Source organism: Lawsonella clevelandensis (genome assembly GCF_003241315.1).
Classification (GTDB): domain Bacteria; phylum Actinomycetota; class Actinomycetes; order Mycobacteriales; family Mycobacteriaceae; genus Lawsonella; species Lawsonella clevelandensis_A.
This window is the reverse complement of the sequence record NZ_QFOZ01000001.1, coordinates 421,167-439,244: the sequence shown is the minus strand read 5'-3', so window position 1 is coordinate 439,244 and position 18,078 is coordinate 421,167. Positions and strand designations below refer to the sequence as shown.

General features: G+C 50.1%; 16 protein-coding genes. 3 read left to right on the top strand and 13 right to left on the bottom strand.

Annotated elements, in window-relative coordinates; translation table 11 throughout:
* Window positions 1–88: 88 nt before the first annotated feature.
* From mptB to tal, 3 genes are all read left to right on the top strand, one after another.
* A complete protein-coding gene (gene mptB, locus DI579_RS01995) occupies window positions 89–1,735 on the top strand; it encodes a polyprenol phosphomannose-dependent alpha 1,6 mannosyltransferase MptB (RefSeq protein ID WP_290595258.1) in 1,647 nt (548 codons plus the stop codon).
* Between the two features lie 132 nt (window positions 1,736–1,867).
* Window positions 1,868–3,961, top strand: a complete 2,094-nt coding sequence (tkt, locus tag DI579_RS01990) for a transketolase (protein ID WP_290595259.1) — start codon at window positions 1,868–1,870, stop codon at window positions 3,959–3,961.
* A 23-nt stretch (window positions 3,962–3,984) separates the two neighbouring features.
* Window positions 3,985–5,097, top strand: coding sequence for a transaldolase (gene tal / locus DI579_RS01985; protein ID WP_303678600.1), 1,113 nt, complete (start codon window positions 3,985–3,987; stop codon window positions 5,095–5,097).
* Between the two features lie 116 nt (window positions 5,098–5,213).
* Here the strand turns inward: tal and secG are convergent, their stop codons facing one another.
* The 13 genes from secG to rpe form a co-directional block, all read right to left on the bottom strand.
* Entirely contained in the window at window positions 5,214–5,450 is a 237-nt protein-coding gene (gene secG, locus DI579_RS01980) for a preprotein translocase subunit SecG (protein ID WP_290595261.1), read from the bottom strand.
* 177 nt (window positions 5,451–5,627) lie between these two features.
* Window positions 5,628–6,410: a triose-phosphate isomerase gene (gene tpiA, locus DI579_RS01975; RefSeq protein WP_290595262.1), complete on the bottom strand. Its 783-nt coding sequence runs from the start codon at window positions 6,408–6,410 to the stop codon at window positions 5,628–5,630.
* Between the two features lie 29 nt (window positions 6,411–6,439).
* Window positions 6,440–7,651: a phosphoglycerate kinase gene (gene pgk / locus DI579_RS01970; protein WP_303678599.1), complete on the bottom strand. Its 1,212-nt coding sequence runs from the start codon at window positions 7,649–7,651 to the stop codon at window positions 6,440–6,442.
* 190 nt (window positions 7,652–7,841) lie between these two features.
* Window positions 7,842–8,858 (bottom strand): type I glyceraldehyde-3-phosphate dehydrogenase, encoded by a 1,017-nt coding sequence (gene gap, locus DI579_RS01965; RefSeq protein ID WP_290595264.1) that lies wholly within the window; start codon window positions 8,856–8,858, stop codon window positions 7,842–7,844.
* Window positions 8,859–9,132: 274 nt separating this feature from the next.
* Window positions 9,133–10,119, bottom strand: a complete 987-nt coding sequence (gene whiA, locus DI579_RS01960; protein WP_290595265.1) for a DNA-binding protein WhiA — start codon at window positions 10,117–10,119, stop codon at window positions 9,133–9,135.
* Between the two features lie 45 nt (window positions 10,120–10,164).
* The gene (gene rapZ / locus DI579_RS01955) at window positions 10,165–11,094 is read right to left on the bottom strand and encodes an RNase adapter RapZ (protein ID WP_290595266.1); all 930 of its coding nucleotides are present in this window, start codon (window positions 11,092–11,094) and stop codon (window positions 10,165–10,167) included.
* A gap of 22 nt (window positions 11,095–11,116) precedes the next feature.
* Entirely contained in the window at window positions 11,117–13,045 is a 1,929-nt protein-coding gene (uvrC, locus tag DI579_RS01950; RefSeq protein ID WP_290595267.1) for an excinuclease ABC subunit UvrC, read from the bottom strand.
* A 5-nt stretch (window positions 13,046–13,050) separates the two neighbouring features.
* Entirely contained in the window at window positions 13,051–13,527 is a 477-nt protein-coding gene (gene ribH / locus DI579_RS01945; RefSeq protein ID WP_290595268.1) for a 6,7-dimethyl-8-ribityllumazine synthase, read from the bottom strand.
* Window positions 13,528–13,617: 90 nt separating this feature from the next.
* Window positions 13,618–14,943 carry a bifunctional 3,4-dihydroxy-2-butanone-4-phosphate synthase/GTP cyclohydrolase II gene (locus DI579_RS01940; RefSeq protein WP_290595269.1) on the bottom strand — a complete coding sequence of 442 codons (1,326 nt, stop codon included), beginning with the start codon at window positions 14,941–14,943 and terminating at the stop codon, window positions 13,618–13,620.
* Between the two features lie 42 nt (window positions 14,944–14,985).
* Window positions 14,986–15,618 carry a 3,4-dihydroxy-2-butanone-4-phosphate synthase gene (ribB, locus tag DI579_RS01935; RefSeq protein WP_306558783.1) on the bottom strand — a complete coding sequence of 211 codons (633 nt, stop codon included), beginning with the start codon at window positions 15,616–15,618 and terminating at the stop codon, window positions 14,986–14,988.
* An 85-nt stretch (window positions 15,619–15,703) separates the two neighbouring features.
* Window positions 15,704–16,300: a riboflavin synthase gene (locus tag DI579_RS01930; protein WP_303678598.1), complete on the bottom strand. Its 597-nt coding sequence runs from the start codon at window positions 16,298–16,300 to the stop codon at window positions 15,704–15,706.
* Window positions 16,300–17,406, bottom strand: a complete 1,107-nt coding sequence (gene ribD / locus DI579_RS01925) for a bifunctional diaminohydroxyphosphoribosylaminopyrimidine deaminase/5-amino-6-(5-phosphoribosylamino)uracil reductase RibD (RefSeq protein WP_290595271.1) — start codon at window positions 17,404–17,406, stop codon at window positions 16,300–16,302. Before ribD ends, DI579_RS01930 begins: the two co-directional genes overlap by 1 nt.
* A gap of 5 nt (window positions 17,407–17,411) precedes the next feature.
* On the bottom strand, window positions 17,412–18,071 hold the full coding sequence (gene rpe, locus DI579_RS01920) for a ribulose-phosphate 3-epimerase (RefSeq protein ID WP_290595272.1): 660 nt from the start codon (window positions 18,069–18,071) through the stop codon (window positions 17,412–17,414).
* Window positions 18,072–18,078 lie beyond the last annotated feature (7 nt).

The following is an 18,078-nucleotide window of genomic DNA, read 5'->3' as shown; positions in this document are numbered from 1 at the left end:
GTTGCTTAAATAATTCCCTAGGTCTAGCAAGGTTAGCCTAACGTCGTTCAGTACTTCTTCTTGTGGTTCTATCCGCTAGGCTTACTGTGTGGCATTACCTTCTTTTTCTGCGCGTACAACAGCAGCTCATGGAGATTCCTCTAAGAGGCGTTCCGCTAGTGCTGCTGTTCGCATGTTCCGCAGAGAAGAATGCGTCGTTGCTCCACTATCGGAAGAATCCACACGGCGATGGCGCATCGTACGTCTTATCGGCGCAGTGGCAGCATTGCTTGTCGCTATTGGCGGTTGGGGCGGAGGCGCCGTCATGACGCAGAATCCCATTACATCCGTCCCCGTTATTAATCTTCTGTCGCGTGCACCTTTTTCATCTGTTGGTTTATGCCTTATTGGTACAAGCGTGATAGTTGTAGCGTGGCTAACAATGATGCGCTATGCCCTCCCCCTGCGACACTACAATCGCGGGGAAACAGCAGTGACCCAAATGACAGAGGGACAAACATGGACAGTTATAGCAGCCTGGGTCCTTCCTCTTTTCTTCACTGCCCCACTGTTTTCTAAGGATGTTTATTCCTACATTGCCTTTGGCTACGCAGCTGACCATGGGTTAGATGTTTACTCCGGCGGACCGCAAGATCTTCTCCACGGAGGGGCTTTCGTTGAGAACGTTCCCCTAGAGTGGCGTCATACACCTGCCCAATATGGGGCTGGTTTCGTCGGTCTAGCTCGACTGATCGCCGCATTGACCGGTGACAACATTGTGGCAGCAATTGTGTGCTACCGTTTCCTCGCTCTTGTCTGTCTTGTCGTACTGGCGTACGTTGTCCGTTGGTTAGCACGTCGCTGCAATATGCGCATAGCGACAGCGTTATGGCTGGGAATTCTTAACCCCCTAACGCTCTTCCATATTGTGGCAGGTATTCACAATGAAGGCATTATGTTAGCGCTTACCCTGACAGGGTTAGCAGTTGGCCTGGAGGGAACCCGCTACCCCCGGCATTCGGTGCGAGCATGGGTACTTCTTATTGTGGGAGCATGTCTTATATCGTGGGGAGCCAGTATCAAATTGCCAGCTGTGGTGGCACTCGGATTCCTCGGAGTAGAAGCGGCACGTCGCTGGTGGAATCGCTGGTGGTCAGTACCCATTATGGGTGTGATCATGGTGGTAATCATGGGGATTACCGTGGTGCTTGCTACTGTCTTGAGTGGCACTACATTGACGTGGATTTCATCCACCGGTGCCGCGGCGCAGTATCCCACAGTATTAACGCTAACGAATGATATTGCTAAAGCAGCCGCTGCCTGTGGAAAATTACTGGGTCTTGGTAACCACTATGTTGCAATTCACAGTTTCTTTATTGCTGCTGGCCTGCTTGTATCAATGGTTTTCCTCCTATGGGCACTATGGAAGGTGTATCGAGGAGAACTCCATCCAGTGGGAGGCTTTGGCATGTCTATGCTTGTTATGGTGCTGTGCTTCCCGGTGATGCATCCGTGGTATTTACTATGGGGCATTATTGCGCTTTCGGCATGGATTAATGATCGTCGTTACCGCGTTCCTGTGGTCGTTATCTCTGCAATCGTCTCTATTTGGATTATGCCGCAGGGAGGAACTATGCCCTTCTCCCTCAACGTCGTCATTATTATCGAGACCATTGTTCTCGTTGTCGCAGGGATCTTTACCTGGCGTGCACTTTTTAAGCGCGACCACGCTTTACGATATGGGGATCTCTCCTAAGGTAAACTTTCTTTTGTTGCAGGAATAGAGAAAAGCCGTCTAGCGACTGATAATCTGTGCCGATATTTCCACTTATCCGCATACACTTATACAGGAAGACTGCTGAGCGACCGCTGAACAAGGAGCCCCTCCATGCCATTGAGTCCAGAACTCATGAAATATGTTGAACCGCACTACCCTAGCGATTGGACTGATCTCGATAGTAAAGCCGTCGATACTGCTCGTCTACTGGCTGCGGATGCCGTCCAGAAATGTGGTTCTGGACACCCCGGTACCGCAATGAGCCTTGCTCCTCTTGCCTATACTCTGTACCAACGAATTATGCGGCTTGATCCCAAGGATCCCACCTGGGTGGGACGAGATCGTTTTATTCTCTCCTGCGGGCACTCTTCTCTAACCCAATACATACAGCTTTACTTCAGTGGCTGCGAACTTGAACTTGACGATATTAAGAAGTTGCGGACGTGGGGATCACTCACCCCGGGCCATCCAGAATACGGCCACACCGCTGGCGTTGAAATGACTACGGGTCCACTTGGCCAAGGTCTTGCAACCTCCGTTGGCATGGCGATGGCAGCACGACGAGAACGCGGACTTTTTGATGCGGCAGCACCAGCCGGCCAGTCCCCCTTTGACCATTACATCTACGTTATTGCCTCCGATGGTGATTTCGAAGAGGGTATTACGGGTGAAGCCAGTTCCCTCGCCGGAACCCAACAATTGGGCAACCTCATCGTTTTCTACGATGACAACAACATCTCTATCGAAGAAAATACCGATATTGCCTTCACTGAAGATGTAGCGGCACGCTATGAAGCCTATGGATGGCATGTCCAGCATGTCGATGGTGGTGAAAATATCGTTGCTATTGAAGAGGCCATTGACGTCGCTAAAAAGGTCACTGATAAACCGTCACTTATTGTGTTGCGCACTATTATTGGCTATCCCGCTCCGAATAAACAAAACACTGGATCCTGCCATGGTGCAGCGTTGGGAACAGAAGAAATTCGCGCTACTAAAGAGATCCTCGGTTTTAATCCCGATGAAGATTTTGCGGTAGCAGATGATGTTATCGCTCATACGCGGAAAGCAATTGAGCGTGGTGCTGCAGCCCATGCTGAATGGCAGAAGAGCTTTGATCAATGGGCTGCAAATAATCCGGAGAAAAAGAATCTCTTTGATCGTCTCTTTGCTGGTCAACTCCCCGAAAAATGGGACGTTGACCTACCAGTGTGGGATGCTGGAGACTCCATCGCCACGCGTAAAGCCTCCGAAAGCGCTATTAATGCTTTAGCCGCAGTACTTCCCGAACTATGGGGCGGCTCATGCGACCTTGCCGGATCCAACAACACCGTCATTAAAGGTGAGAAGTCCTTTGGTCCAGCCTCTATCACCACAGAGACGTGGAATACTGATCCCTACGGTCGTAATCTCCACTTCGGTATTCGTGAACACGCTATGGGGGCAATTCTCAATGGCATTGCTCTCCATGGACCAACACTCCCCTACGGCGGTACATTCCTCATCTTCTCCGAGTACATGCGTCCAGCTATTCGACTCGGTTCGCAGATGGGAACCAACGTTATTTATGTGCTAACCCACGATTCCATTGGACTGGGCGAGGATGGGCCAACACACCAGCCAGTTGAGCAAATAACCGGTTTGCGTTCCATCCCCGGTGTGTCTGTTTTCCGCCCCGCTGATGCTAATGAAACTGTTGCCTGCTGGAAGGCTGTTGTTCAAGATAAGCAAGGGCCGAAAGCACTTGCGCTTTCCCGTCAGAATCTCCCGGTTTTAGCTGGTACAAAGGAAAAATCTGCGGAAGGAGTGCGTCGCGGCGGTTATGTTCTGCAGGATTGCGAAGGTACTCCCGATGTAGTCCTTATTGGTACGGGTTCAGAAGTTTACCTGGCAGTTAAGGCAGCAGAGATGCTCATGAATGAAGGTATTAAAGCCCGCGTAGTGTCTATGCCGTGCCTTGACTGGTTTGAACAGCAGGATGACGATTACCAGAATTCTGTTGTTCCAAGGGATATTAAAGCGCGTGTCTCTGTTGAAGCAGGTCTTGCTTTGTCCTGGTGGAAACTACTGGGTGATGCTGGTCAGGCTGTGTCACTTGAACATTTTGGTGCTTCTGCTCCTGCTGAGGAATTGTTTGAACGTTTCGGTATCACTGCTGATGCTGTCGTTGAAGCAGCGAAAAAGTCTCTTGCTGCCGTGCACTAGGCTGCCTAAGGAAGGACATTTCGATGTCTATTAATCCTCATATTGCGGACCTCAAAAAAATAGGTACGTCCGTCTGGTTAGATGATCTTTCCACTGACTTATTGGACAGTGGTGCTGTTGACACTTTCATTAACGAGATGGGAGTGGTGGGCATTACCACCAACCCCTCCATTTTTGAAAAATCCATCACCATGTCCTCTACCTATGACGCCACTATTGCGCAGTGCGCTGCCGCTGGAGAGAGCGCTTCTGAAGCAACGTTTTCTCTTATCTGTAAAGATGTGGACGAAGCCTGTAAGAAGCTTCTTCCGATATGGGAGTCCTCTGGAGGAATAGACGGACGTGTCTCTATCGAGGTAGAGCCCGGCTTCGCCCATGACACTGCAAACACAGTAAAACAAGCACGTGCATTATGGGAGCGACTCAGCCACCCCAACCTTCTTATTAAGGTACCTGCGACTTCAGCAGGTATTACGGCCATACAGCAACTGACTAGCGAAGGCATTAGTGTCAACACCACGCTTATCTTCTCCGTGGAATGCTATGAGGCTGTTGTTAATGCATATATAGAGGGGCTAAGAGAAGCCCAAAACAATGGACTCGATATTTCGACAATTGTTTCTGTTGCTTCTATATTTGTTTCTCGCCTTGATACTGTCGTTGATAAACAACTCACCGATATAGGTACGGAAAGAGCTTTATCTCTGCGAGGAAAAACGGGTATTACTAATTGCCGTCTTGCCTACGATATTTTCGTACAAACATATAAGCAAGGGGGAAAGTTCGATGAGTTAGCGGCCTTAGGAGGCCATCCGCAGCGTCTCTTGTGGGCATCAACATCTGTCAAGAATCCTGCCTATCCTGACACCCTCTACGTTGTTGAACTTGCAGGACCACACACCGTTAATACTCTCCCCCAACGTACCCTCAAGGCCGTTGCTGACCATGGTGATATTAAAGGCGACACTTTAACCGGAAAGAGTATGGAGGCCGCTGCCATTTGGCAGGCCATTAAGGATGAGGGTGTTGACATTAACGCCGTTGTTCAAATGCTTGAAAAACAAGGTGTAGCCGCATTTATTGAATCGTGGAAAAACCTTGTTGCTTCGGTTGAATCGCGTATGAAAGATATGTAGGCGATTATTCCTTAAGACCGTTTCTGCAACAGACAAAGGGAAGGATCTTTCTCTACTACTACTGTGTAGGAGAAAGACCCTTCCCTTTAGTGAATGGGGATCTTTTATACAGAGCTCTATACGCCCAAACGGAGTACAACACCCATTGCAATAATGGAGATTAACCAGATAATTGAGAAGATAACTGTAAGTCGGTCGAGGTTCTTCTCTACTACGCTAGAGCCTGAAAGACTAGATTGGACACCGCCACCGAAGAGGGACGATAAACCGCCGCCTTTACCGCGATGGAGAAGTACCAGCAGCATCAGAACTAGGCTGCTCACGATTGCGAGTACAAGTAGGAAGATCTTCATGGTGTCCTTCGTAAGTTATATGCAGACTTGGCTAGTATACCGTTAAACATGTAGAGACACGAAGACGGCACGCATTATGGACGACAAAGTATAGGAGATAGAGCACAAGCGGCAGAGTAAGAGGGGCGTGTATTTTATACACACCCCTCTTACTTTTAGGCGTAATAGAATTTATCGTTACGCAGCGGAATTAGCGGCGAGCGCACAAAGTTTGGCGAACTCGTCAGCCTTCAAAGAAGCACCGCCTACGAGGCCGCCATCAACGTCCTCTTCAGCAACGATCTCAGCAACATTGCCGGCATTGACGGATCCACCGTAAAGGATACGCATGGAGTCAGCAAGTTCCTGATCAGAGATTTCAGCGATGGTCTTACGAATGGCACCACATACCTCTTGAGCATCAGCAGCAGAAGCTACCTTGCCGGTACCAATAGCCCAAATGGGCTCGTAGGCAATAACAACCTTGGAAAGCTCTTCGCGGCTTAGACCAGCAAGAGAAGCCTTGGTCTGGGCAGTGACGAAGTCAACGTGGGTACCCTTTTCACGAATATCAAGAGCTTCACCAACGCAGACGATGGGCTGCATATTATGAGCAATAGCAATCTTAGCCTTAGCAGCTACTTCTTCGTTGCTCTCAGAGTGGTACTCGCGACGCTCGGAGTGGCCAACAACAACATAGGTGCAGCCGAGTTTCTCCAGCATAGAGGGAGCGATTTCACCCGTGTAGGCACCGGACTCATGAGTGGAGATGTCTTGTGCACCGTAGGCAAGAGCGAGTTTGTCGCCTTCAACAACGTTCTGTACAGAGCGGATATCGGTGAAAGGAGGGATCACAGCGACATCGACATTCTCGGTGTACTTATCGGGAAGGGCGAAGGATAGTTTCTGAACTAGTGCGATGGCCTCAAGATGGTTGAGATTCATCTTCCAGTTACCAGCAATAAGTGGCTTGCGAGCCATAGTTTTTCTCCTTAGATAGGGCTAGGACATTACTTTTGTAGAACGGCAATACCGGGAAGTTCTTTACCCTCAAGAAGTTCGAGGGAAGCGCCACCACCGGTAGAGATGTGGGAGAAACCATCTTCGTTGAGACCAAGGGTACGAACTGCTGCAGCGGAATCTCCACCACCGACAACAGAGAAAGCGCCATGGGAAGTAGCAGCGATAATAGCTTCAGCAACGCCACGAGTACCATCGGAGAACTTTTCGAATTCGAAGACGCCGGCCGGGCCATTCCAGAAGATGGCCTTTGCTTCAGCAAGACGTCCAGCAAATTTCTCAACGGACTTTGGTCCTACGTCAAGACCCATCCAACCATCGGGAATTTCGTTTGCGGCAACAGTCTTCGCGTTGGCATCCTTCGCAAACTTATCGGCAACGACAATATCAACGGGAAGGGCGATAACATCGCCGTACTTCTTAAGAAGCTCCTTGCAGGTATCAACCATGTCTTCTTCAAGGAGTGAAGTACCAACTTCGTAGCCCTGCGCCTTGAGGAAGGTGAAGCACATACCGCCACCAATAACGAGGGTGTCCGCCTTAGGCGCGAGAGACTCAATAACGCCAAGCTTGTCGGAGACCTTGGAACCACCCAGCACTACAGCATAGGGACGGGCAGGATTCTCAACGAGTTGAGAAAGGGTGGTCACCTCATGCTCAACGAGTTTGCCAGCATAGGCAGGGAGGAGCTTAGCGACATCGTAAACGGAGGCTTGCTTGCGGTGGACAACGCCAAAGCCATCGGACACAAAAGCACCGTTGTCACCAGTGAGAGCAGCATATTCTTTTGCAAGAGACTGACGCTCTGCTTCATCTTTAGAGGTTTCGCGGGCGTCGTATCGAACATTCTGTAGCAGTAGGATATCGCCATCGTTAAGACCACGAGCGCGTTCTACAGCATCGGGTCCCGTGACATCATCAGCAATCTGAACGAACTGGCCAAGCTGTTTGCTGAGTTCTTCAGCAACTGGAGCAAGGGAGAAAGCAGGATTTGCTTCGCCTTTAGGACGACCAAGGTGGGCACAGACAATGACGCGAGCTCCACCTTTGAGCAAAGCCTTAAGAGTAGGAAGGGATGCTGTGATACGGCCTGGATCAGTAATCACACCATCTTTGAGAGGAACGTTAAGGTCAGAACGGACGAGAACCGTACGACCAGCAACACCTTCAGCCAGAAGATCGTCCAAAGTTTGGACTGCCATAACTTTATTCTCCAATGAACGTGTGTAGAGAGTGCTACACGAAATGAGATTGTTATCCTTGATTGTCATTATCAAGGGTCAAGGTAAACAACGAGCCTGGCCTATCGAATGATAGGCCAGGCTCGGAGTCTACATCGTCATCGAATTACGACCACGGCGGGTAAGTTCGATGGCCTATGCTCTTACTAGTTTAGAGCTTGGAGGCAACGAGGTCGACAAGGTTGACGAGGCGGTTGGAGTAGCCCCACTCGTTGTCGTACCAAGCGCCGATCTTGATGAGCTCGCCGTTAACGCGGGTCAAGCCAGCATCGAAGATGGAGGAGTGAGGATCGCCCTGGATATCGGTGGATACGTAGGGAGCCTCGGTGTAGCCTAGAACGCCCTTAAGTTCGCCCTCAGAAGCCTTCTTCATAGCAGCGTTGATTTCTTCAACGGTAACTTCGCGGCTCATAACAGCGGTGAGGTCGGTGATAGAACCGGTGGGCAGCGGAACGCGAATGGCGAAGCCATCGAGACGGCCCTTGAGCTGCGGAAGAACGAGAGCCACGGCGCGGGCTGCACCAGTGGTGGTGGGAACCATGTTCAGGCAGGCAGCGCGAGCACGGCGCATATCCTTGTGCGGGCCATCCTGGAGGTTCTGATCCTGGGTGTAAGCGTGGACGGTGGTCATGAGACCCTTGACAATGCCGAATTCCTTATCGAGGACCTTGGCAACCGGAGCCAGGCAGTTGGTGGTGCAGGAAGCGTTGGAGATAACGTCCTGGGAACCATCGTATACTTCGTCGTTAACGCCCATAACGATGGTGGCATCTTCGTTCTTGGCCGGAGCGGAAATGACGACCTTCTTGGCGCCAGCTTCAATGTGGCCACGAGCCTTGTTGGCATCGGTAAAGATACCGGTGGATTCAACAACAACGTCTACGCCAAGCTCACCCCAAGGAAGAGCAGCTGGGCCTTCCTTGATGGAGAGAGCACGAATCTTCGCATCGCCGACGTAGAGGTACTCGTCGTCGTGGGAAACTTCCTTGTCAAGGCGACCCAGAATGGAGTCGTACTTGAGTAGATGAGCGAGGACCTCGTTGGTGGTGAGGTCATTCACGGCCACGATCTCGATTTCGGTGTTACCCTGGGCGCGCTGTGCTTCCACTGCGCGGAAGAAGTTGCGGCCAATGCGGCCGAAGCCGTTGATGCCTACTCGCACCGTCACAATAAGCTCCTTAAATAGATGTTCTGTTTGGGTGATATTTCTCGATCACCAGCAAGTCCAAGAATAGTGGCTAAACCTGTAATTCGCACTATTTTGATCATTCAAAATGGGGTATCCCCAGGTCGCCAACTAGTCCATGTGATTAAAAACACACATAATATCTGACAGCATTCGCGTCACATTGATGGTGTGTCTACGCATTTGACCATTTTGTTCTACCTCATTACGAATGAGGAATAAAGAAAATAATCTTAATATATTGTCTCATAATCTATTACATATTGAGTATATCTGGATTACATGCTGCTGCAGCGGTTTCAGTGTCAGGCACGCCTAATTCTTCTGCACGCCGATCAGCGAGAGAAAGTAAGCGTCGAATACGTCCTGCCACAGCATCTTTCGTCATAGGAGGATTAGCTAGACGGCCCAATTCCTCCAAAGAAGCCTGCCGGTGTTCAAGCCTCAATAGGCCAGCCGCCAAAAGATGTTCGGGAATATCGTCACCCAAAATCTCTATGGCTCTTTCGACACGCGCAGCAGATGCCACAGCCGCACGTGCTGATCGCCGTAGATTAGCATCGTCAAAATTGGCCAAACGGTTAGCAGTAGCCCGGACTTCACGCCGTTTACGCTGCTCCTCCCACACTTTATAGGTCTCAGGAGCGCCAATAGTACGAAGCATTTTACCGATCTGCTCAGCATCTCTGATCACAACCCGGTCACTCCCCCGTACTTCGCGAGATTTGGCAGTGACATTAAGACGCCGCGCTGTTCCCACCATCGCTAGCGCAGCCTCAGAACAGGGACAGGTTATTTCTAATGAGTTTGACCTACCAGGTTCAGTAAGAGATCCATGAGCGAGGAAAGCACCCCTCCATGCGGCGGCTGAATCCTCCACAGATCCCGCCACTACTGCTGCGGGAATACCTCTAACCGGTACTCCCCGACGATCAATCAGACCCAATAATCGAGCAAGATCAGTACCGTGAGAATTAAGCTGCAGCAAATAGCGGTGCGGACTATTTTCACCCGAACCAAGGATATTGAGTTCCATGGAAAGGTGGTACAGATGCTCTACCGCTGCTACGACTCTGCGAGCAATTGGCTCCGAATCAACTTCAGCCTTTAATTCAACTCTTGTGCCATTAGGGTGAAGACTACCGACAAAACGCAATAGCGTTGCTATCTCGGCGATCAATGGATCTCGACGAGGGACAGCAACTTTTGCTAGTTCTTCCTTAAGCTCTGCCGTCAATGACACAGAATTACCTTCCTCTTCTTCCCACCGCAGGCCTATATTCCTGGGTTATTCGCGACCTAAATCCCGATGCACCGCCGTCACATTAGCATCTGGAAGCGCTTCTGCGAGACGACGAGTGAGCTCCATCGTAGTAGCGACAGAACGATGTTTTCCCCCTGTACATCCCACTCCCAGAAGGACATAGGCCTTCCCCTCTGCTCTATAACCAGGAGTGGCTAGAACGATCATACGAGCAAAGTTATCAATAAACTCTGCTGCCACTTTATTGTTGAGGACATATTCAGATACTCCGGAGTCTAAACCGGAATGGGGGCGCAGCGTTGGTACCCAATAAGGATTGGGGAGAAAACGCATGTCAACAACGAAATCAGCATCCAATGGAACACCATATTTGAACCCGAAGGATTCAACAATAATATCTAGCCCCTTATCACCGGACGCACGAAACTCAGAAAGACGTTCACGCAATTTCGTGCTGGTCAGACGTGATGTATCAACAACTAGATCAGCATGGTTTTTAAGATCGGCAAGGAGTTCCCGCTCATCCCTAATACCCTCCTCCAAAGGGCGTTTATCTTGCAAGGGACGAGTTTTACGAAGCTGGTTATAACGGCGAATGAGAACCTCGTCTGTGGCATCGAGGAATAATACACGTGGAGACCACCCGCGCGCACGTAACTCATGAACAACGAAATCCAGTGAGCCAGAGAAATTTTGGGAGCGAACATCAGTAACAATAGCGAGACGGCGAATATCTCGCTTAGAATTCTGCGTTATTTCTGCTGTACGAACAATCAGTTCCAGCGGTAGATTATCGACAACATACCAGCCGAACTCTTCCAATAGCCGTGCTGCAGTGCCACGGCCAGCACCAGACATACCCGTAATAAGGACGATCTCAAGTGGATCGGTAGACACAGGACGAGCCTCACTCTCTCGTGAATCTACAATATGAGCATTAGTTGTTATGCCCATTCTCCTCTCTAGTGTGCCAGATTTATGGATGAAGAGCGGCATAAACTTTTTGGGCACGGTAGTGGCCAAAGCCAGGAACCTGTGCAATGTCGTCAACGGAAGCAGCACGCAATTTTTTTAATGATCCAAAGTACTTAATAAGAGCCTTCTGTAGTGAAGGACCCACGCCGTCAACATTTTCTAGTTCAGATTCCAACATGCTCTTGGAACGACGCTTCCTATGAAAACCGATAGCCCTTCTATGTGACTCATCCCGAACACGTTGTAGCAAATACAATGCTTCAGAATCACGAGGCAGGATAAGCGGCTCTTCTTCGCCCGGTACCCATACTTCCTCCAGTCGTTTTGCCAATCCCACAACTGGAATATCAGTAATACCGAGATCCTCTAATACGGCAGCAGCTGCAGCGGCCTGCGGCGCACCTCCGTCCACTACGAAAAGCTGAGGGGGGTAGGCAAAACGATGCTGCTCAGAAACCACCAGATTCCCTTCGGCATCAGGAACTGTACGAGTATCTTCTGCATAATGCTGGAATCGTCGACGGGTAACTTCTGCGATAGAGCCTACGTCATTTGATTTCCCATCTCCTGCAGCATCTTTAATAAGATAAGTCCGATAATCTGATTTACGCGGCAAACCATCCTCGAAAACAACTAATGAGGCCACTACATCTGTCCCTTGAATATGGCTAATATCAGTACATTCAATACGTAGTGGTGGATTTTCTAGGCCTAAATATGTCTGTAATTCCTCTAATGCACGTGACCGTGACGTAAGATCAGAAGCTCTCTTCAATTTATGTTGCCGCAACGCTTCTGCGGCATTATCCGTGACTGTGTCGAGAATACGAACCAAATCACCCCGTTGCGGTTGACGAATCTCTACATGGGCATGGCGGAGTGCATCTAATTGCGCTGAAATTTCCTCGCACTGGGTGGGAATTTCTGGAACAAGAATAAGCCGTGGAATGTCATCGGTGTGCGTGTTATAAAACTGGGAAAGAAAACTCTCCGCAATAAAAGGCACAGCAGGATCCGGTGTTCCCTTTTCCCACTCTCCTAAATCCGCATCACCCGTTTTAGAAATGACCCATCCTTGCTGCCCCACAATACGACCATGCCGAAACCGGAAGAGCTGCACAGAAGCTTCAATCTCATCAGTGGCGATGCCAATAACATCCGCATCCATAGTTTCCTGTAGGACAACAGTCTGTTTTTCCAATACCGCTTGTAAAGCCGCAATGTGGTCTCGTAGACGCGCTGCTTTTTCAAAATCGAGTTCGGCAGACGCCGCATTCATCTCCGCTGTTAATGTACGGACAATGTCCTTATCCTGTCCGCTTAAGAAGCGTTCCAGCTGAGTAATGAGTGCATGATACTCATCTGGTTCTATTTTCCCTACACAAGGCGCACAGCATTTACCGATGTAGCCAAGAAGACAGGGTCTGCCAAGTGCCGTATGCCGATTAAAAACACCCTTAGTGCACGTACGGACAGGAAAAACTTTGGTGAGTTGGTCGAGAGTGTCACGCAATGCCCCGACCTTTGTATAAGGACCAAAATATTCCACGTTTTTACGCCGTGCTCCGCGATACACCCATACACGTGGGAACGTCTCTGCCGTAGAAATCGCCAGAAGAGGATAGGATTTATCATCTCGGAACTGAATGTTGAAACGTGGTGAAAAATGCTGGATCCAGGTCCACTCTAGTTGGAGTGCTTCACCTTCATTAGCGACAACAGTCCACTCCACACTGGCTGCCTGGTTCAGCATACGACGAGATAGCGAGCGTACATTCTCCGGAGAGACAAAATAAGAGTTCAGTCGGTTACGGAGATTTTTTGCCTTACCAACATAGATGACACGACCATAACTATCCCGAAAACGATACACTCCCGGTTTAGTAGGGATTGTTCCCGGAGCGGGACGAAAATCTGCTGGTGAACCCATCAGATTTAATCCATGCGGCGAAGACGCTTAAGCTCGCAAGCAACTTCTAGCGCAGCATACGTGGCTTCGCCTCCCTTATCCTCTACAGAGTCTGCATATCCTGCGCGTGCATGGGCTTGCTCTACGGTGTTCACTGTCAATACAGCATTTCCGACAGGTGTACTTTCATCGAGAGCTACCCGTGTAAGACCATCGGTGACAGACTGACACACATAATCGAAATGTGCAGTATCACCACGAATGACGACTCCAATTGCCACAACAGCATCATGCGTTCGGGCAAATTGTTGGGCAATAACAGGCAGTTCAATAGAACCGGCCACTCGGGAGACATCGACAGTAGCACCGGCCTCCTCCGCAACTGCGCAAGCACGGCTCAACATTTGATTGCACAGTTCGGCATTCCACTGCGCAGCAACGATGCCTACTCGCATGCCAGTGGCGTCAATAGAGGAAATACCAGGACGGCCTGCTTCAGCCATGTCTGCTCCTAAATGAGATACTAGGGTTATGTGTGGGACATGCGCAGTCACCATCCTACCGTGATGGTGGCTAACGTCCTTACGAAGGTATTAATGCTCCTCATGATCGTGCGTGCATCCCGACACATGACGAGTATGATCATGCTCAATCCAGGCGGAACTTTGCACATCACTTGTAGCACTACCTACTACAGCGTCAAGGTCTTCCAACACATGCCCCATACGGTCACGCTTCGTACGCAAATACGTAAGGTTTTCAGGGGTAACGTCCAGCGGTAAATGCGCACGCTCCGCAATCTCTACTCCGTAGCCTTCCAGCCCCTCCTGCTTATCTGGATTATTCGTTAGCAGACGCATTGACCGTACACCCAGGTCATAAAGAATCTGTGCCGCAGAAGCATACTCACGCGCATCCGCGGGAAGACCAAGCTTCAGGTTTGCATCCACGGTGTCTTCACCCTCATCTTGTAGATGGTAGGCACGAAGCTTATTCAACAAACCAATTCCGCGTCCTTCATGTCCACGGAGATAGAGAACAATGCCCCTCCCCTCGTCATCGATCATGCGGAGAGAACGGTGGAGCTGCGGCCCACAGTCGCATCTGCGGGAACCGAAAACATCACCAGTAAGGCATTCGGAATGGACTCTGACTAAAACGTCTTGTCCATCATTGGCAGCAACGTCACCTTTCACAACTGCGACGTGCTCTTGTCCATCAATAAGGGAACGATAACCAACAATACGGAAATTGCCATAAGCGGTAGGTAGATTAGTATCAGTTACTCGTTCAACAAGTTTCTCATGCTGACGGCGCCACTCAATGAGATCCTTAATGGAAATCATGGAGAGACCATGCTTATGTGACCAGTCCCGCAGTTCCTCCGCATGAGCCATCGTAGTGGGATCATTTTCTGACACAATCTCGCACAGTGCCCCAGCTGGTGTACATCCGGCTAGTCGCGCTAGATCCACAGAAGCTTCCGTATGTCCTGCTCGCTTAAGAACACCGCCAGGAACGGCTCGTAGGGGAAGGACATGTCCAGGGCGGTTCAAACTGGCTGGTCCAGAGGTGGGGTCCGCCAGAGTTTTTATAGTGCGAGAACGATCTGTCGCAGAAATACCTGTGGTCGTGTGCTGTGCTGCGTCAACAGTGATCGTATAGGCAGTGTGTCGAGGATCTTCACTGTGGAGCACCATTGCCGGAAGATGGAGGCGGTCGCATAATTCCCCCTCCATACCGACGCAGATATAGCCCGAGGTGTAGCGGATCATAAACGCAAGTAGCTCTGGTGTTGCTTTTTCTGCAGCGAAGATGAGATCGCCCTCATTTTCACGGTTCTCATCGTCAACAACTACGACAGGACGGCCTGCACGAATATCTGCAATGGCCTGTTCAATACTGTCGAATTCGATCACTGGTGCAGCGCTCCTCGTGTTCCTGAAATGTCTCTTCCCTTATCATTCGTTAATAGGATCATGGACGCGACGCCAGGCAATCAAATCCGCAATAGAAATCATCGCGAGATGATGACGATTAGCCCATTCACGGAGTTCTTCGCGGCGTGCCATAGTGGTCGGATCTTTTTCAGACACAATCTCACACAATGCCGCCACTGGCTGGTATCCAGCTAAACGAGCAAGATCGGAACCGGCTTCAGTATGTCCCATACGCTTGAACACACCACCAGAAACAGCGCGTAGAGGAAGAACATGGCCGGGGCGGTGGAAATCTGCAGCAACAGCCTGCGGATCACCCAGTTTCTTGATAGTGAGTGCACGATCATGTGCAGAAATACCGGTGGTGGTTCCCTCTGCAGCATCAACAGACACGGTATAGGCAGTAAGTCGGCAGTCTTCGCTCTTTTCCCACATGATCGGCAGCTCGAGGCGATCGCAGATACCAGCATCCATACCGACACAGATATAGCCCGAGGTGTAGCGGATCATGAAAGCTAGTAATTCTGGAGTAGCTGCTGCTGCCGGGAAAATAAGATCTCCCTCATTCTCTCGGTTATCGTCATCGACAACGACAACGGGGCGTCCCTGCCGAAATTCTTCAATGGCAGTATCGATACTCTCGAAAAGACTCATGATCGTACTCTCGTTCTATAGTGATGATGGGTTCAGTATGGCCTATTACCTGTTTACGTGGGGTATTAAAACAGTGACAGATCTCTTACTTATAGGGGGTAAGGAGATGATCAACATATTTAGCGATGGCATCAACCTCAACATTGACAGCATCCCCCACATGTGCTTCCCCAAAAGTTGTGCGCGCAAGAGTTTCTGGAATAAGAGAAACCTCTAGCCACGTATCCCCCACCGCTGAAACGGTAAGAGAGACACCATTAAGAGTGATAGAGCCTTTGTAAGCAACAAAACGTAAAATCTCTGGGCTAAGAGAAATACGCACAACATGCTCGGGACTAATAGCAGTAATGTCGCCAGTTGTATCAACATGACCTTGCACCATATGTCCGCCGAGACGATCCCCAATAGCAATAGCGCGTTCAAGGTTGACTGCACAACCGGGAGATAACTTTCCCAGAGTGGTAAGTCGTAGTGTCTCATGCATAATGTCGGCGGAAAAGCCATGCGGAAGAATCTCTACAACAGTAAGACAGACACCGTTAACAGCAATGGAGTCACCAAGTCGTGTTCCCTCCATAACAGTCGCGCAATCAATAGTGACACGCTGCGACGGACTATCGGGAGTACCCGTATCAACTGCTTTAACGAAAACTCCACGTTCTTCGATAATGCCTGTAAACATTAAAGATTCCTCTCCAGAACAAGTTTGAGGTCTGCTCCTACTCTCTCACAACTTGTGAACTGAAAGCGCTGCGCGTTCGGCAAAGTGTCAATAAGTGAGCTATGAGCTGCGGAAAGTCCTTGTCCTAAAATAAGCGGGGCAAGATAGACAAGTAGTCGATCAGCATATCCACGAGCTACAAGATCACCAGCCAGACGAGGCCCACCCTCCACTAAAACATCTTGATAGTCGACAGTAGAGAAGTAGCCGAGTACGTTTTCCCACTGTCGCGTACAAAGATGTGTAAAAGGCGCCGCAGCATACCCGGCAGAAACCTGGCAGACAGTCATACCAGAAATGCGTGATACTACGGTCTCACCGGGAATTGGCCGAGTACCAATAACATAGCGGTGTGGTTGGTGCGGGTAGAGAGTTCCATCAGCACGACGTGCAGTTAGGCTGGGATTATCGGCCAGAAAAGTACCAGTGCCAACAATAATGGCGTCCACACGGGAACGCTCGAGATGTGCATCACTGCGCGCATCCTCCCCCGTAATCCATTGGCTTGTACCGTCAGCTGCCGCGGAAAAACCATCAAGAGACGATGCCATTTTTACTGTTACACGTGGGTGTCCAGTCTTTTGTTTATGCAGCCAGGCACCTAAACCTTCTGCTTTTACCTGTTTCTGACGAGCACTATCAAATTGCACACAGTGTATACCTTGTTTACTAAGGTACTGTGCACCACCTTTGAAAGAGGTCTCATCGGCGACAGCGTAGTACAGATGGGAAATACCTGCGGCTGCTAAAGCATGCGAGCACGGCCCCGTTCTCCCCCACTTATTACATGGTTCAAGCGTAACGACAGCAGTTCCCCCTACTGTATGCTTACCAGCCATACGGAGAGCCTGAATTTCAGCATGAGGACCGCCGGGAGGCTGTGTAGCGCCAATCCCCCGCACATATCCGGCTGAGTCCAGTATCACTGCTCCCACTGGCGGATTAGGGGTGGTACACCCGCGTGAGCTTTCTGCCGCAGCGATAGCAAGATTGAGTGCTTCAGTGGGGGTGAGTGAATGGCCTAGGGCTGCTAGAACCGTTTCGGGAAGATGCGGCGGTACAGTCATAAACTCTAGGCCAAAGCGGCTTCTCGAAGTTTTGCGATAGCCTCGGCACGATCAACCTGGTTATATACCGCTGATCCAGCAACAAAAGCATCAACACCAGCCTGATAACAGGATCCGATAGTGTCGACAGTAATACCACCATCAATTTCAATAAGTGTCGGCAGGTTGCGGCGATCAATTTCTGCCCGTAGAACCCGCACTTTGTCAAGCACTTCCGGCATAAACGATTGTCCGCCGAAACCAGGTTCCACACTCATGATGAGAACCATGTCAACGGCATCGAGGATATCGAAGTAGGGCTCAATAGGAGTGCCTGGTTTAACAGAAATCGCCGCGCGTGACCCCAACTCACGCAATGTTGCACACAATGCTGCAGGGTCTTTTGACGCCTCTACATGGAAGGTGACGGAATAAGCTCCACTTTTGGCGTAATCGGGTGCCCAGCGCTCCGGATCGTCAATCATGAGGTGGACATCCAAAGGCATATCCGTTACTTTTCCGACAGCTTTCATAACAGGTAGTCCGAAGGAAAGGTTGGGCACAAAGTGGCCATCCATAACGTCGACGTGAACCCAGTCTGCGCTAGCGATAGCAGCAATATCGTCTGCTAAATGAGCAAAATCTGCAGAAAGGATAGAGGGGGCGATGAGTGGTTCTCGTTGCATAACTTAA

Bases quoted from the DNA above. Each gene is read 5' to 3' on its own strand.
- tkt (WP_290595259.1), top strand. From the start codon at position 1,868: ATGCCATTGAGTCCAGAACTCATGAAATATGTTGAACCGCACTACCCT.
- tal (WP_303678600.1), top strand. From the start codon at position 3,985: ATGTCTATTAATCCTCATATTGCGGACCTCAAAAAAATAGGTACGTCC.
- secG (WP_290595261.1), bottom strand. From the start codon at position 5,450: ATGAAGATCTTCCTACTTGTACTCGCAATCGTGAGCAGCCTAGTTCTG.
- tpiA (WP_290595262.1), bottom strand. From the start codon at position 6,410: ATGGCTCGCAAGCCACTTATTGCTGGTAACTGGAAGATGAATCTCAAC.
- pgk (WP_303678599.1), bottom strand. From the start codon at position 7,651: ATGGCAGTCCAAACTTTGGACGATCTTCTGGCTGAAGGTGTTGCTGGT.
- rapZ (WP_290595266.1), bottom strand. From the start codon at position 11,094: ATGGGCATAACAACTAATGCTCATATTGTAGATTCACGAGAGAGTGAG.
- uvrC (WP_290595267.1), bottom strand. From the start codon at position 13,045: ATGGGTTCACCAGCAGATTTTCGTCCCGCTCCGGGAACAATCCCTACT.
- ribH (WP_290595268.1), bottom strand. From the start codon at position 13,527: ATGGCTGAAGCAGGCCGTCCTGGTATTTCCTCTATTGACGCCACTGGC.
- ribB (WP_306558783.1), bottom strand. From the start codon at position 15,618: ATGAGTCTTTTCGAGAGTATCGATACTGCCATTGAAGAATTTCGGCAG.
- DI579_RS01930 (WP_303678598.1), bottom strand. From the start codon at position 16,300: ATGTTTACAGGCATTATCGAAGAACGTGGAGTTTTCGTTAAAGCAGTT.
- ribD (WP_290595271.1), bottom strand. From the start codon at position 17,406: ATGACTGTACCGCCGCATCTTCCCGAAACGGTTCTAGCAGCCCTAGGC.
- rpe (WP_290595272.1), bottom strand. From the start codon at position 18,071: ATGCAACGAGAACCACTCATCGCCCCCTCTATCCTTTCTGCAGATTTT.